A 13,174-nucleotide genomic window follows, 5' to 3' on the forward strand; every position below is an offset into this window, starting at 1 on the left:
AGATGAGTATTGAGACCCCCATTGTTCCCGCAGGATCGCGTGCCTTGGCCGCGGGCTATCTTGAATCCCTCGCCTTGGTGGAGCGGCTTCATCGTCTGCTTCTCGATGTGATCAAGGACGAATTTGAGCGTCTGGGGATGTTGGAGGTCAATTCCGTTCAAGCCCTGCTTTTGTTCAATATCGGCGAGCATGAGGTGACAGCAGGCGAGTTGAAAAGCCGCGGCTATTATCAAGGCTCGAACGTGTCTTATAACCTCAAGAAACTTGTTGATATGGGGTTCATGCACCACCAGCGCTGCGATATTGACCGCCGTTCCGTGCGGGTGCGCCTGACGCCCAAAGGGCGCGAAGTGCGCAATGCCGTGGCCGAACTTTTTGAACGGCATGCAGGGCAATTAGAGGCGCAAGGCTTTCTCATGGCGGATGGTGTTGGTCAAATCAACCATTCGTTAAAGCGATTGGAGCGGTTCTGGACGGATCAAATCCGCTATATTTATTGATTAGCCCTCAGTGGCCTCGAACCCTTCGGGTATGACCAGGTCATAGCCTTTTTCCTGCAAAGAGGGCAGCACTTGATTGGCCAAGACCCGTTGCGTGATCGGGCCTCGGAAATGCAGAACCACTACACCTTCGGAATTGATAAAGAAGGTTTCGGGCATCGCAACCACGCCCCAATCGCGTCCATTTCGCGCTTCTTCATCGCGACCGATGCGGTCATAGGGATTGCCCAATTCAGATAAAAAGGCACGCGCTTGGCCCAATTGATCGCGATAATTTACGCCAAATAGCGGGTTTCCGGCCTCGGCCAATGCGGTGAGGGTTGGATGCTCGGCGCGGCAAGGTGGGCACCAACTGGCAAAGAAATTCAGAATAATTAACCCGTTGCCCTCAAGATCGGCACGGGTCAGAAGCGGCGTGTCGTCAAGCGCCGCTAGATCAAGATGGGGGGCTACGCGGCCTTCACGCGTGGAGGGGAGGGCGGCCGTGTCAACGCCGATACTGCGCGCGTCCTCCGTGCGGCTTAGCTGCACCGCCGCAAGCCCAAAAAACCCAAGCGTTACGGCCAAAGGCACAATCATCATCGGACGAAATTTCATCACAGGTTTTCCGTAGATTTTTGACGCTTGGCCGTGCGGCGCGCTTCGAATTCCTCAAGCCTGATCCGCGTTTTGCGCCCCTGCCAAACAGAGCCTGCCACCAAGATCAGCAAAAGCGCCAATGTCCCTGCATAGGCAGATAAGACCTCGACCGCATATGGCCCCAGATCGGGAAAGATGAAAGCTGTCATGCCATCCGCTCCTGCGCAATCAGGGCGCTGAGGCGGCGGGCGCGAATTTCAGTGCGCGTGCGCAACAGCACAAGGCAGATAAACAAAAGGCCAAAGCCGATAATGCAAATCCAAAGCGGATAGGCAAAGACATCAGCGACATTTTCCTCGGCATCCATCGACAGCGATGCGCCTTGATGCAGGCCTTGGTTCCAGAACAAAATCGCATAGCGCGAAATCACCGCAAAGACCGTGCCAACAAGGCAAAGAACGGCGGTCAGATCTGCGGCCGTATCGGGGTTTTCGACCGCCGCCCACAGCGCCATATAGCCCAGATAGAACAGAAACAGGATCAAGAAGGCGGTCAATCTTGGGTCCCATTCCCACCATGTGCCCCACATGGGTTGCCCCCAGACCGCGCCTGTGAACAGGCCGATCAGCGTAAACACCATCCCAACGGGGGCTGCGGCCTTGGCCGCGAGGGCGCTGACATGGTGGCGGCGAATGACCCAAACCAGCGAGGCGGCCAACATCATAAACCATGTGCCCGAACCCATAATCGCGGCAGGCACATGGATATAGATGATTTTGACAGTCGCGCCTTGGCGAAAATCATTCGGGGTGAAGAAAAACCCCCAGATTAGCCCACCCACCACCATCGCAACGGCAAGGGCCGTCACCCATGGCAGAACCGCGCCCGACAGCGACATAAATTTTCGCGGATTTGCGTATTCCCAGATGCTCATAAGCGCGGAGATTAGTCGCAGCGCCGCAAGGCCACAAGGGGCTGAAAGAGCGGCAGCCTAGCGCAGATTGACGCGGAGGACAGAGGCCGAAGCAAAGGGCAAAATCGCCAAACTGCCCAGACTGATGGCCGCCAATAGGGCCAAAGGGGTGCCAACCGCCTCGCCAGAGGCCCCGTTTGAGACGACCATCGACCCAAAAAGCAAACTGGGCACATAAAGTGGCAGCACCAATAGCGACAGCAACAATCCGCCCCGCCGCATCCCCACCGTCAAAGCGGCGCCAAATGTGCCAATGGCCGAAAGGGCGGGCGTTCCCACCAAAAGCGAGATGACAAGCCACAGAAACCCGTCTTCGGGCAAATTCAACAACAGCCCCAAAAGCGGCGCCACCAAGGCCAAGGGCAGCCCCGTGGTGATCCAATGCGCCGCAGATTTGGTGATTGCGACCATCTCAAGGGGCAGGGGGGAGGTTGCCAGAAGCTCAAGACTGCCATCTTCCCAATCAAGGGCAAAGATCCGATCCAGTGATAAAAGGCAGGCCAAAAGCGCGCCAAGCCACAAAACGCCCCCCGACACCTCGCGCAGCAAACCCGTTTCTGGCCCGATCCCGAACGGCACCAGAACCGAAACGATCAAGAAAAAAGCAAGCGCAAGGCCAAAGCCGCCCCCCGCTTTTACGGCCAATCGCAAGTCGCGTATCAAAAGACCGATCATGCCGCCCCCCAATCCGAAAACGGGTCAGTCTCGGCTAGCTTTTTGCACATGAAAGGTTTGATGTCGAAAATCCGCGCCTCGGCCAGCCCGAGATCAATATGGGTGGCAATCAATGCGGCCCCGCCACGGGCCAAATGTGCCTGCACGGCGGCAGCAAAGCGCGCGACATTTTCTTGGTCAAGCGACACTGTCGGCTCATCAAGGCACCAAATGGGGCGCCCCGTCACTAAGAGCCGCGCAAGGCTGAGGCGGCGTTTTTGACCCGCACTCATTTCGCCTGCGGGGCGGTCACGCAGATCATGCAGATCAAACGCATCCAGCGCAGGCGTGATGTCACGCTGTCCAAATACACCTGCCCAAAAATTCAGGTTTTGCGCCACGGTTAGACTGGTTTTGATCCCGTCTGCGTGACCGCTATAGGCGATGCTATCGCTGGCGCAACTGATCTGCCCCGACAGGGCGGGGGCCAGCCCCGCGATGATCCGCAACAGCGTGGTTTTGCCCGCCCCATTCGGCCCGCGCAGCACCACGGCCTCGCCCGCACAGAGGGTAAGGTCGACATTTTGCAACACTTGCACAGCGCCGCGCGCGCAGGCCAAAGAGGTGATTTCCAACATCATAGCTTCACAGCTAAACGGAATTTAAGAATTTGGAAAGCGTGCAAACAGGAATGCTTGCGCCTGCCTGTGAAAAAATGTATGCAACGGCATACAAACGCGACCAACCCCCATTGCCACATCCAAAAGCAAGGGCTAAGGCCGTGACCGTTCAACCCGTTTTTTCGATGAGGGAGGCAAATATGCCCATCACCGTAGGCCACGATAGCGCCGCGACCCGCAAGACCCTGACGGCAGGGGGAAAAACCTATGCCTATTATTCCATCGCCGCCGCTGAGGCCGCGGGGCTTGGCGATTTCTCGAAATTGCCTGCCGCGTTGAAAGTGGTGCTTGAGAATATGCTGCGATTCGAAGATGGTAAGACGGTCAGTGTCGATGACATCAAGGCCTTTGCTGAATGGGCCAAGTTGGGTGGTCAAAACCCGCGCGAGATCGCCTATCGCCCCGCCCGCGTTTTGATGCAGGACTTCACGGGCGTGCCTGCGGTGGTGGATCTGGCCGCGATGCGGGACGGGATCAAGGCGCTTGGCGGCAACCCTGACAAGATCAACCCGCTGAACCCCGTGGATTTGGTCATTGACCACTCCGTGATGATTGACGAATTTGGCAATCCGCGCGCCTTCCAGATGAATGTGGATCGCGAATATGAGCGCAACATGGAGCGTTACACCTTCCTCAAATGGGGTCAGAACGCATTCAACAATTTCCGCGTTGTGCCTCCTGGCACGGGGATTTGTCACCAAGTAAACCTTGAATATCTGGCCAAAACGGTTTGGTCGGATGTGGATCAGAACGGCGATTTGGTCGCCTATCCTGATACGCTTGTTGGCACAGACAGCCACACCACCATGGTCAATGGCGCGGCTGTTTTGGGATGGGGCGTTGGCGGTATCGAGGCAGAGGCCGCGATGCTTGGTCAACCGATCTCGATGCTGATCCCCGAAGTGATTGGCTTTAAATTGACGGGCGCAATGGTGGAAGGCACGACAGGCACTGACCTTGTGCTGAAAGTTGTGGAAATGCTCCGCAAGAAAGGCGTGGTTGGCAAATTCGTTGAATTCTACGGCGAAGGTCTGGATCGCCTGCCTTTGGCGGATCGTGCGACCATCGCCAACATGGCGCCTGAATATGGCGCGACATGTGGCTTCTTCCCAATTGATGATGAAACCCTGCGTTACCTGCGCAACACGGGCCGCGAGGAAGAGGTTATCGCCTTGGTCGAAACCTATGCCAAGGAAAACGGGTTCTGGCGCGATGCGAATTACGCGCCCGTTTATACCGACACGTTGGAATTGGACATGGGCACGATCGTGCCTGCCATTTCGGGCCCAAAACGCCCACAAGATTACGTGGCGCTGTCGAGCGCAAAATCCGCCTTCCGCAAGGAAATGGAAGAGACGTTCAAGCGTCCTTTGGGCAAGCAGGTCGCCGTCAAAGGCGAAGATTACAGCATGGAATCAGGCAAGGTGGTAATTGCGTCCATCACCTCCTGCACCAACACATCGAACCCTTATGTGATGATTGGCGCAGGTCTTGTGGCGCGCAAGGCCGCTGAATTGGGCCTGACCCGTAAGCCATGGGTCAAGACATCGCTTGCGCCAGGCAGCCAGGTTGTATCTGCCTATCTTGAGGCCGCAGGCCTGCAAGAAGATCTTGATAAGGTTGGCTTTAACCTTGTGGGCTATGGCTGCACCACCTGTATCGGTAACTCTGGCCCGCTGCAGAAAGAGATTTCCGAGGCGATTGCCGAGGGTGATTTGGTCGCCACCGCGGTGCTGTCAGGTAACCGCAATTTCGAGGGCCGTATCAGCCCCGATGTGCGCGCAAACTATCTCGCCTCGCCGCCGCTGGTCGTGGCTTATGCGATTGCAGGCACGATGGATATTGATCTGGCCAATGACCCGATTGCCCAGACCCCAGATGGCCGTGATGTTTATCTCAAGGATATTTGGCCAACCACGCAAGAAGTGGCAGCAACAGTTGAGCGCACTGTGACGCGCGAAGCGTTCCAAGCCAAATACGCCGATGTGTTCAAAGGCGATGAGAAATGGCAGGGCGTCAAAACCACCGATCAGCAGACCTATGATTGGCCTGCGACCTCGACCTACGTTCAGAACCCGCCTTATTTCCAAGGCATCACGATGGACACCAAAAAGATCGAGAATATCGAAGGGGCCAAGGTTCTGGCGCTTTTGGGCGATATGATCACCACAGACCACATCAGCCCTGCAGGGTCGTTCAAGGACACGACCCCTGCGGGTCAATATCTGATCGAGCGTCAGGTGCCTGTGCGCGAGTTCAACTCTTATGGCGCGCGCCGTGGCAACCACGAGATCATGATGCGCGGCACATTCGCCAATATCCGCATCAAGAATGAGATGTTGGATGGCGTTGAAGGCGGCTATACCAAAGGCCCAGATGGCGCGCAGACCTCGATCTTTGACGCGGCAATGGCCTATCAAGAGCAAGGCACGCCCTTGGTGATCTTTGGGGGCGAGCAATATGGCGCGGGCTCAAGCCGTGACTGGGCTGCAAAAGGCACCGCCCTTTTGGGTGTCAAAGCCGTGATCGCAGAAAGCTTTGAGCGCATCCACCGCTCTAACCTCGTTGGTATGGGGGTAATCCCGTTCGAATTCACAGGCGGCGACACCCGCAAGACCTTGGGTCTGACGGGCGATGAAACCGTGGCAATCAAGGGCTTGGATACAATCACACCCATGGCCGAAGTGCCCTGTGATATCACCTATGCCGATGGCAGCGTGAAAACGATCACGCTGAAATGTCGGATCGATACGGCGGTTGAGATCGAATATATCGAGAATGGCGGCGTCTTGCATTACGTTCTGCGCAACCTCGCCCGCGCGGCGTAAGCCTCGCCCCAGCAAAACCAAAAGCCCCGCGTATTCCGCGGGGCTTTTTTATTTGGGTGGATTTTCAGCGAACCCCACCTCCACAATCCGCCCCCGCCCCGTGGCCCATTGCCAGATTTGGCGGGGGGCTTGGTTAATCTCGGCGCTGCCGCGTTTGAGTTTGCGCCATGTTTTGGCCCATCCTTTGGGGCGCACGGCTTTGCCAAGGCCTGAGATATCAGAATTATAGGCATAGGCGCGCTGTGTCGCCATCGCGGGCACAATGATGCTGGCGGCCAAAGCGCGGCGAATGGGGCTGACTGTGTCATTGAACAGGAAATGGTCAATCGGCACCCGCATCTTGCCGCGCCAAGACAGGGCCAGCTCCGCCCCCCGCCGCGACAGGATATAGGCCCCACCCCCCACATGGCGCGAACGCATCGGGTGGATTGCGCGGCCTGAGGGGGTTTGACCAATTTGCGCGCCAAGAAATAGTTTTGATATGCCTTCGTTGAATTTCTCAAGTTTGACCGCCTCGGTGCCGCGCGGGATCCAATCAGAGGTCATCACCACAGAGGCCAGATCAGCGGCGAGATAGATGTCATCCTCTAAAAAGAGGGCGAATTGCGCGTCTGTTTGCAGAAAGGCGGCCCAAGCCTCGGTATGGCTGACGGTGCAGGCGCGGTCACCCAAACCAAGCCGTCCCAAGGGGCCATATTCGGCAATCACAGCATCTATGCGGGCGGCATCCGCGCTTTGTGCATCACAGGCGGAATGACGAATGAAGGTCACGCCGCGCGCGCGCAGGTGATCCCCGATCCGCTCGAGCCGATCGGGGCGGCGGTCGAGATTAATGACATAGATTGGGATATTTTGCGCCATGCGCGCCTCTGGGGTGATTTCTGCCTGCGGCGCATTTGTCATGAAAGCGGCTGTTGGGGCAAGCAATGATGCGCGGCGCTTGTGTTCAAACCCGTGGCTGGGCTATGCCATTCCCACGGATAAAGGAGCGGTGCGCGTGCAAGACTGGCCTGTTTACGTCATCAATATGGACAGCAATGAAACGCGGCTCGCCCGTGTTGGCGCAGAGTTGGACGGAGCGGGTGTCGCATGGACGCGCCTGCCTGCGGTGAATGGTCGGGCGCTGTCCGAAGGCGAGTTCGCCCGCGTCTATGATGTGCGCGCCAATCGCCGCTACGCGCGGCATGATTTGGTGGCGCCTGAAATTGGCTGTTATCTCAGCCACATCAAGGCCGCTGAATGGCTGTTGGAAAGCGGGGCTGAGGCCGCGGTGGTTCTCGAGGATGACCTGCGCATCACGGGTGACTTTGCCGCGACCCTATCCGCCTTGCAGGATGATTTGCAAAAGCGCCCCGCGGCATGGGATATGGTAAAGCTCTTTTCGTTCAAGCCCGTCCGCCTTGATCAGGCGCAGGCGATTGGGCAGGGTTTTACGCTGGGTCGCCCTGATCGCGTTCCCTCTACCACTTTGGGCTATGTTCTGACGCGGGCGGGGGCCGAAAAAATATTGGCCAAAGTGCCGCCTATTTTCCGCCCTGTCGATGAAGATCATAAGCATTTTTGGGAGTTTGATTTGCGCGTGGCGATGATTGCGCCGCAAACGATTGCCATCGGCGCGCAAGAGACCAGCGATGGCACAGTCGGCGATAGCCGCAAAAAAATGGCGCAGAATGACCCGATTTGGGTCAGGCTGTGGCGCTTTGGGCGATATCGCGTGAATTACCGTCTACAATTGGCGCGCGCACGGGCCAAGGGATTATAGGCGCGTGGTCAAACGGATCTTCCATATCATGATGGGGCGCGATGGTGGCACAGAACGCTTCTTCCTTCGCCTGACCCAAGGGTTTCATGAGGCGGGGATCGAACAAGAATTTGCCGTGCGGCCCGCGCAAATCTGGCTGCCCGAATTGGCCCCGCGCGGGCGCGTGCATCAGGCGACCTATTTGCGCCGCGATCCGATCTCGCTCCTGCGTCTTTGGGGCTTGCACCGCCAGATTGCGCGGTTTGCCCCTGATGTGGTGATGGCATGGCGCGCCCCCGTTGCGCGACTGATCCCCGATGGCCCATGGGTCAAGGTGCTGCGCCTTGGCGATTTTCCGTTCAATATCAAATATTTTCCGCGTCTTGACGCAGTAATTGCCAATACGCCCGACATTATCACCCATATTCGCGGCCAAGGCTGGCAGGGCGCTGCGCATGTGATTTCAAACTTTCCGCCCGCGCCCAAAACTACATCGGGGGCGGATGTGCCCCAAGCCCCCCGCGCCAAAGGCGGGCGGGTCGTGGCGATTGGCCGCTTTGTTGGGATCAAGGGGTTTGACACGCTGATCCGTGCAATGAGCCACGCACCTGACGCGGAATTGTGGCTGATCGGTGATGGCCCGCTAGAGGCGGATTTGCGCGCCTTGGTGGCCGATCTTGCTCTTGTGTCCCGCGTCCATTTCTTAGGGTGGCAAGGGGATATTCTGCCATTCCTGCAGGCCTGCGATATCTTGGCCATGCCGAGCCGTGACGAGGCTTTGGGCAATGTCATCCTCGAGGCATGGGCGGCAGGGCTGCCCGTGATCGCCACGCGCAGTCAGGGGCCGCTCTGGTATGGGGTGGATGGCGAGAATATGGATTTGGTTGATATTGATGATGCGCCTGCGATGGGGGCCGCGATTGCACGGCTGGGGGCAGATCCTGCGCGGCGCGCGCGATTGGCACAAGCGGGCGCTGCAACCCTTGCAGCACGCTTTTCCAAGGAGGCAGTGATCGCGCAATATGTAACCCTTTTTCAAAATCTGGCCGAAGAAAAGGCGCAGCGATGACCAGGCGCCGCGTGATCCATATGCATTTTGGCACCGATGGCGGGGCGGAGCGGTTCTTTGTCAATCTGTGTCAGGCTTTGGCTGAAGCGGGGGTTGAACAGCGTTTTGTGATCCGCCCCAATCGGGCTTGGGCTGAGGATCTTCGGCCGCTTGGCGCGATTTATGAAACCAATTTTCGGCTTCTCAGCCCCCAATCCCTTTGGCTGCGGTGGCGCTTGCGGCAGATGCGCGCGGCGTGGCGGCCAGATGCGACATTTGCATGGATGTCGCGCGCCTCGAAACTCTTGCCCCAATCGGGTGGGGGGGTGCGGATCACGCGCTTGGGGGATTATCCGCGCCATTTGAAAAACTTCGCACGCAATGATGTGATCGTTGCCAATACGCCCGGTATTGCGCAGGCCTGCCGCGATTTGGGTTGGCAACGTCCCCTTGGGGTGATTTCCAATTTCGTGCGCGAGGTGACACCGCGTGCGATCGCGCGCACCACCTATGACACGCCTGACGATGCCTTTTTGATTGTCGGGTCGGGGCGGTTTATCCACCGCAAGGGGTTTGACACCCTGATCCGTGCCTTCGCACAGGTGGAGGGTGCGTATTTATGGCTCGCGGGTGAGGGCGAAAAACGCCCCGCGCTTGAGGCGCTTGCCCGTGATCTTGGGGTGATAGATCGCGTTCGCTTTTTGGGTTGGGTCGAGGAGCCGATGCATCTTGTGGCCAGCGCAGATGCCTATGTCATGCCTTCGCGCCATGAACCGCTTGGGAATGTCATTCTCGAGGCATGGCGCAGTGCCACCCCTGTTGTGGCCACGCGCAGCGAGGGGCCATCATGGTTTTGTGAGGATGGTACGGATGCGCTGCTTGTTGATATTGACGATGTTGATGCAATGGCACAGGCGCTCTTGCGATTGCGGGCCGAGCCAGACTTGGCCGCGCAATTGGTGACAGCGGGCCAAGCGCAATTATCCGAGAAATTCACCAAATCCCGCGTTGTGGCGCAATATTTGGCGCTAATTGACGGGGATTTGTCTGCAATGGATTTTGGCCGATGAAGGTGTTGATCATCAATATGGCCACAGCCAAGGATCGTATGGCCTTTATGGCCGCGCAGATGGATCATTTCGGTCTGGACTGGGCGCGGATTGAGGCGATTACCCCCGACACGTTAACCCCGCCTGCCGATGATCCTGTATGGCATCGGTGGCAGCGCCCCTTGCGGGTGACAGAAATGGCGCTTTGCGCTTCGCATATGGCCGCGTGGCGCGCTGTGATCGCGGCGGATGTCCCGCATTTGATTTTAGAGGATGACGCGACCTTGGCCGCGGATTTGCCCGCCTTCCTCGCGGATGTTGCGGGGTTGACCGAGGTCGATCACATCTCGCTTGAGACGCGCGGTCGCAAAAAGGTTTTGGGCCGTGTCTTACATTCAGCGGCCCCGATGCTGCGCCTGTGGCAGGATCGAACGGGTTCTGCGGCTTATATCGCCTATCCTAAGGGGGCAAAGCTGATGCTTGATCACGCGCTGCGTGTGGGTGGGCCATCGGATGCAATTATCTCCTCCACATATGGGATGCGCAGCTATCAGGCTGTGCCTGCTTTGGCGGTGCAATTGGATATTTGCGCGCAATATGGGGTGCCGCAGGCGCTTGAAACCCGATCTTTGATTGATGCCGTTGAAAAGCCGCGCTTGCCCGTGTCGGGCATGGCGGCGCTTGGGTTTCGGACACGGCGGATTTGGGGGCAGATCGTCATGGGGTGGCGTCAGTTGCGGCATCGGGGCACAAGGCTGCATGTGGCGCCTGCGCGCGATTGGCCGAAGATCACGCTATGAGGGCGTTACGGGCCTATATTGATATTCCACCGATATGGCTGTTCCTTGCCGCAGCGGTGGCGTGGATCTTGGCGCGGGAATTGCCCCTGATCATGGCCTTTGGCCCCGTGTTTCGTGTGGGCGGGGGTCTTACCATCGCTGTGGGGGTCGCCGTGATCTTATGGGCGGCTTGGTTTTTCTATCGCGCCAAAACACCGATTGAACCGCGCCATACCCCAAAGGCTTTGATCACATCTGGCCCGTTCAAATATAGCCGCAACCCGATCTATTTAGGCATGGTGTTGATTTTAATCGGGTGGGTATTGGTTTTGGGCGCGCTATCGCCTGTCTTGATCCCCTATCTCTATTTTTGGATGGTGGATCAACGATTTGCTGCCCCTGAGGAGGAGGGGCTACGCCACGCGTTCGGCGTTGAGGGCCTGCGCTATATTCAAACCACGCCGCGTTGGATTTAACGCTTCTTTGGTTTCCTTCGATAACAATCGCGGCCATAGTTGTGGCATGGGTGGAATATTACCGTGGCTCGCAAAGGCTTGATTGGCGCAGTCGCGAAAAGCGGCCTATGTGAAAGGGGACAGTGCAAGAGGGATGATGATGACAGGCTCGCTGCTGCAAATGGTTCTAGGTCGGATGGTCATTGGCCTGCGCCCCATGGTGCGGGCGCTCTGTTTTGCGGTTTTAGCCATCATGGCCCTTTCCCCCAAAATGGCCGAGGCGCAATTATCCGCAACAGGCCCTGTTGTTGTGGAATTGTTCACCTCGCAAGGCTGTTCCTCTTGCCCGCCTGCGGATGCATTGCTCAATGAATTGGCTGCGCGGGGCGATGTTTTGCCCTTGGGTCTGCATGTCGATTATTGGGATTATATCGGTTGGCCCGACACATTTGCCAAACCTCAATTCTCGCGCCGCCAAGAGGCCTATGTGCGCGCCGCAGGGGGGCGGCGGGTTTATACGCCGCATATGGTCGTGGGGGGGCATGATCATCTGGTGGGGGCGCAGCCGATGGAATTGGCCGATTTGATCCGCGCCCATGCCGCGCAGGGCTATCCTGTTGCGGTCGAGCTTATTCGCAGTGCAGACGGCTATCGCCTGACGGCGCAAACCACGCAGACTGCGCCAATGGTGGTGCAGGTGATCCGCTATACCCCGCGCGCTGAGGTGGATATCACCCGTGGCGAGAATGCGGGGCGTGATGCCCATTACAGCAATGTGGTGCGGGATTTGGAAATCTTGGGCGATTGGGATGGCCGCACCCCATTTGTGCGCACGATCACCGCAGAGCCAGAGATGGATTTGGCCGTGGTGGTGCAGGCCCGTCTTGGCCCTGCTGCCCTTGGCCCTGTGATGGGGGCTGCACGGGCGCCTCAATAAACGGGGCGCTATAAATCGCGGCGCAGCGCCTCTTCCTCTTCGGGATCTAGATCAAAATAACGCAATTGGCGTTCGGGCTTCCAGCGGCGATGCACCCACAGCCATTGTTCGGGTGTTTCGCGGATGCGCCGCGATATTGCATCTGAAATGGCCTGCGTCATGGCCTCGGCTGTGTCATGCGGGATGGGCGCATCGACCAGAATATCGAAATCCAAGCCATTTTCACAGCGGCGGGCAAAAATTGGCACAACCAGCGCGTCATGGCGCAACGCCATTTCCGCCCCCGTCAGGGCCGTTGGTGCAGGTTTGCCTAAGAAATCAACGCGCACCCCATCTGCGAAATATTGATCCAACAAGATGGCGCATTGCCCACCCCCCTTGATATGGCGCAGGAATTGCGCCACGCCCCGCCGCCCGCGGGGAAAGGCGGGGCCGCCGAATGCGCGCATCGTATCTTCGTAATGGGCATTCACATAGCCATTGTTCATTGGGCGATAGAGCCCGCCCATGTGATAGCCGCGTTGGTTCATGGCGCTGCGAAAGGCTTGGTAATTGCCGAAATGGCCTGAGACAAACAGGATCGGGCGCCCCGCCTGTCGTGCGGCTTCGGCCGCCTGCCATCCCGCGCCATGAGGCTGCCAGTGCCTTGCACGAGCAATCAGGTCGGGTGCGGAATATTGCTCGATCACCGAACGGCCCAGATTATCTAAACTGGCATCGGCAATATCTGCGCGCCGTTTCTCGGGCAGATCAGGCCAGATATAGGCCAGATGCCCCATCGCGCGGCGACGAAACCCCGCAAGCGGCGCCAACACGCGCCGCGTCAGGCATCCGATCAAGGCCACACGCTGCGCATAGGGCAGGGCGCGTGCCGCCGCCAGAACCGCTTGGAACAGGGCGTTTACGACCCAATCAACAGGGGTGCGGCGATCTCGGTCATAGGCGGCCATG

At 58.1% G+C, this 13,174-nt stretch carries 15 protein-coding genes; 8 read left to right on the forward strand and 7 right to left on the reverse strand.

The window, feature by feature from the left end; genetic code table 11:
* Positions 1-2: 2 nt before the first annotated feature.
* Positions 3-500: a MarR family winged helix-turn-helix transcriptional regulator gene (locus AAC620_RS00810; RefSeq protein WP_317655139.1), complete on the forward strand. Its 498-nt coding sequence runs from the start codon at positions 3-5 to the stop codon at positions 498-500.
* Here AAC620_RS00810 and AAC620_RS00815 read toward each other — a convergent pair whose 3' ends face one another.
* Genes AAC620_RS00815 through ccmA form a run of 5 tightly spaced genes read right to left on the reverse strand, consistent with a single transcriptional unit; the run spans position 501 to position 3,347 of the window.
* Positions 501-1,097: a DsbE family thiol:disulfide interchange protein gene (locus tag AAC620_RS00815; RefSeq protein WP_340242323.1), complete on the reverse strand. Its 597-nt coding sequence runs from the start codon at positions 1,095-1,097 to the stop codon at positions 501-503.
* Positions 1,097-1,288 carry a heme exporter protein CcmD gene (gene ccmD / locus AAC620_RS00820; RefSeq protein WP_340242326.1) on the reverse strand — a complete coding sequence of 64 codons (192 nt, stop codon included), beginning with the start codon at positions 1,286-1,288 and terminating at the stop codon, positions 1,097-1,099. Before ccmD ends, AAC620_RS00815 begins: the two co-directional genes overlap by 1 nt.
* Entirely contained in the window at positions 1,285-2,013 is a 729-nt protein-coding gene (locus AAC620_RS00825; protein ID WP_317655136.1) for a heme ABC transporter permease, read from the reverse strand. Before AAC620_RS00825 ends, ccmD begins: the two co-directional genes overlap by 4 nt.
* Positions 2,014-2,070: 57 nt before the next feature.
* Positions 2,071-2,727 (reverse strand): heme exporter protein CcmB, encoded by a 657-nt coding sequence (gene ccmB / locus AAC620_RS00830; protein ID WP_340242328.1) that lies wholly within the window; start codon positions 2,725-2,727, stop codon positions 2,071-2,073.
* Positions 2,724-3,347 (reverse strand): heme ABC exporter ATP-binding protein CcmA, encoded by a 624-nt coding sequence (gene ccmA / locus AAC620_RS00835; protein ID WP_340242330.1) that lies wholly within the window; start codon positions 3,345-3,347, stop codon positions 2,724-2,726. Before ccmA ends, ccmB begins: the two co-directional genes overlap by 4 nt.
* 179 nt (positions 3,348-3,526) lie before the next feature.
* Between ccmA and acnA the strand changes: the two genes are divergently transcribed.
* The gene (acnA, locus tag AAC620_RS00840) at positions 3,527-6,214 is read left to right on the forward strand and encodes an aconitate hydratase AcnA (protein ID WP_340242333.1); all 2,688 of its coding nucleotides are present in this window, start codon (positions 3,527-3,529) and stop codon (positions 6,212-6,214) included.
* A 48-nt stretch (positions 6,215-6,262) separates the two neighbouring features.
* Here acnA and AAC620_RS00845 read toward each other — a convergent pair whose 3' ends face one another.
* Entirely contained in the window at positions 6,263-7,117 is an 855-nt protein-coding gene (locus AAC620_RS00845; RefSeq protein WP_340242335.1) for a glycosyltransferase family 25 protein, read from the reverse strand.
* Here AAC620_RS00845 and AAC620_RS00850 point away from each other — a divergent pair.
* The 6 genes from AAC620_RS00850 (at position 7,116) to AAC620_RS00875 (ending at position 12,223) form a co-directional block, all read left to right on the forward strand.
* A complete protein-coding gene (locus tag AAC620_RS00850; RefSeq protein WP_340242337.1) occupies positions 7,116-7,976 on the forward strand; it encodes a glycosyltransferase family 25 protein in 861 nt (286 codons plus the stop codon). The two genes, AAC620_RS00845 and AAC620_RS00850, sit on opposite strands and share 2 nt — an antisense overlap.
* Before the next feature lie 4 nt (positions 7,977-7,980).
* Positions 7,981-9,024, forward strand: a complete 1,044-nt coding sequence (locus AAC620_RS00855; RefSeq protein ID WP_340242339.1) for a glycosyltransferase — start codon at positions 7,981-7,983, stop codon at positions 9,022-9,024.
* A complete protein-coding gene (locus AAC620_RS00860) occupies positions 9,021-10,073 on the forward strand; it encodes a glycosyltransferase (RefSeq protein ID WP_340242341.1) in 1,053 nt (350 codons plus the stop codon). The genes AAC620_RS00855 and AAC620_RS00860 overlap by 4 nt, the downstream gene beginning before the upstream one ends.
* Positions 10,070-10,852: a glycosyltransferase family 25 protein gene (locus tag AAC620_RS00865; RefSeq protein ID WP_340242343.1), complete on the forward strand. Its 783-nt coding sequence runs from the start codon at positions 10,070-10,072 to the stop codon at positions 10,850-10,852. Before AAC620_RS00860 ends, AAC620_RS00865 begins: the two co-directional genes overlap by 4 nt.
* Positions 10,849-11,307, forward strand: coding sequence for a methyltransferase family protein (locus AAC620_RS00870; RefSeq protein ID WP_317655127.1), 459 nt, complete (start codon positions 10,849-10,851; stop codon positions 11,305-11,307). The genes AAC620_RS00865 and AAC620_RS00870 overlap by 4 nt, the downstream gene beginning before the upstream one ends.
* A gap of 139 nt (positions 11,308-11,446) precedes the next feature.
* Positions 11,447-12,223 carry a DUF1223 domain-containing protein gene (locus AAC620_RS00875; protein ID WP_340242346.1) on the forward strand — a complete coding sequence of 259 codons (777 nt, stop codon included), beginning with the start codon at positions 11,447-11,449 and terminating at the stop codon, positions 12,221-12,223.
* A gap of 8 nt (positions 12,224-12,231) precedes the next feature.
* Here AAC620_RS00875 and AAC620_RS00880 read toward each other — a convergent pair whose 3' ends face one another.
* Positions 12,232-13,173, reverse strand: a complete 942-nt coding sequence (locus AAC620_RS00880; protein ID WP_340242348.1) for a lysophospholipid acyltransferase family protein — start codon at positions 13,171-13,173, stop codon at positions 12,232-12,234.
* Between the last annotated feature and the right edge of the window lies 1 nt (position 13,174).

It is taken from the genome of Roseobacter sp. HKCCA2468 (genome assembly GCF_037805105.1).
Taxonomy (GTDB): Bacteria; Pseudomonadota; Alphaproteobacteria; order Rhodobacterales; family Rhodobacteraceae; genus M30B80.

What these genes read in the sequence shown, in the direction of transcription:
- AAC620_RS00845 (WP_340242335.1), bottom strand. Translation starts at nt 7,117, where the DNA reads ATGACAAATGCGCCGCAGGCAGAAATCACCCCAGAGGCGCGCATGGCG.
- AAC620_RS00810 (WP_317655139.1), top strand. Translation starts at nt 3, where the DNA reads ATGAGTATTGAGACCCCCATTGTTCCCGCAGGATCGCGTGCCTTGGCC.
- ccmA (WP_340242330.1), bottom strand. Translation starts at nt 3,347, where the DNA reads ATGATGTTGGAAATCACCTCTTTGGCCTGCGCGCGCGGCGCTGTGCAA.
- AAC620_RS00825 (WP_317655136.1), bottom strand. Translation starts at nt 2,013, where the DNA reads ATGAGCATCTGGGAATACGCAAATCCGCGAAAATTTATGTCGCTGTCG.
- AAC620_RS00865 (WP_340242343.1), top strand. Translation starts at nt 10,070, where the DNA reads ATGAAGGTGTTGATCATCAATATGGCCACAGCCAAGGATCGTATGGCC.
- AAC620_RS00815 (WP_340242323.1), bottom strand. Translation starts at nt 1,097, where the DNA reads ATGAAATTTCGTCCGATGATGATTGTGCCTTTGGCCGTAACGCTTGGG.
- ccmB (WP_340242328.1), bottom strand. Translation starts at nt 2,727, where the DNA reads ATGATCGGTCTTTTGATACGCGACTTGCGATTGGCCGTAAAAGCGGGG.
- AAC620_RS00875 (WP_340242346.1), top strand. Translation starts at nt 11,447, where the DNA reads ATGACAGGCTCGCTGCTGCAAATGGTTCTAGGTCGGATGGTCATTGGC.
- AAC620_RS00860 (WP_340242341.1), top strand. Translation starts at nt 9,021, where the DNA reads ATGACCAGGCGCCGCGTGATCCATATGCATTTTGGCACCGATGGCGGG.
- ccmD (WP_340242326.1), bottom strand. Translation starts at nt 1,288, where the DNA reads ATGACAGCTTTCATCTTTCCCGATCTGGGGCCATATGCGGTCGAGGTC.
- AAC620_RS00880 (WP_340242348.1), bottom strand. Translation starts at nt 13,173, where the DNA reads ATGGCCGCCTATGACCGAGATCGCCGCACCCCTGTTGATTGGGTCGTA.
- AAC620_RS00870 (WP_317655127.1), top strand. Translation starts at nt 10,849, where the DNA reads ATGAGGGCGTTACGGGCCTATATTGATATTCCACCGATATGGCTGTTC.
- AAC620_RS00850 (WP_340242337.1), top strand. Translation starts at nt 7,116, where the DNA reads ATGAAAGCGGCTGTTGGGGCAAGCAATGATGCGCGGCGCTTGTGTTCA.
- acnA (WP_340242333.1), top strand. Translation starts at nt 3,527, where the DNA reads ATGCCCATCACCGTAGGCCACGATAGCGCCGCGACCCGCAAGACCCTG.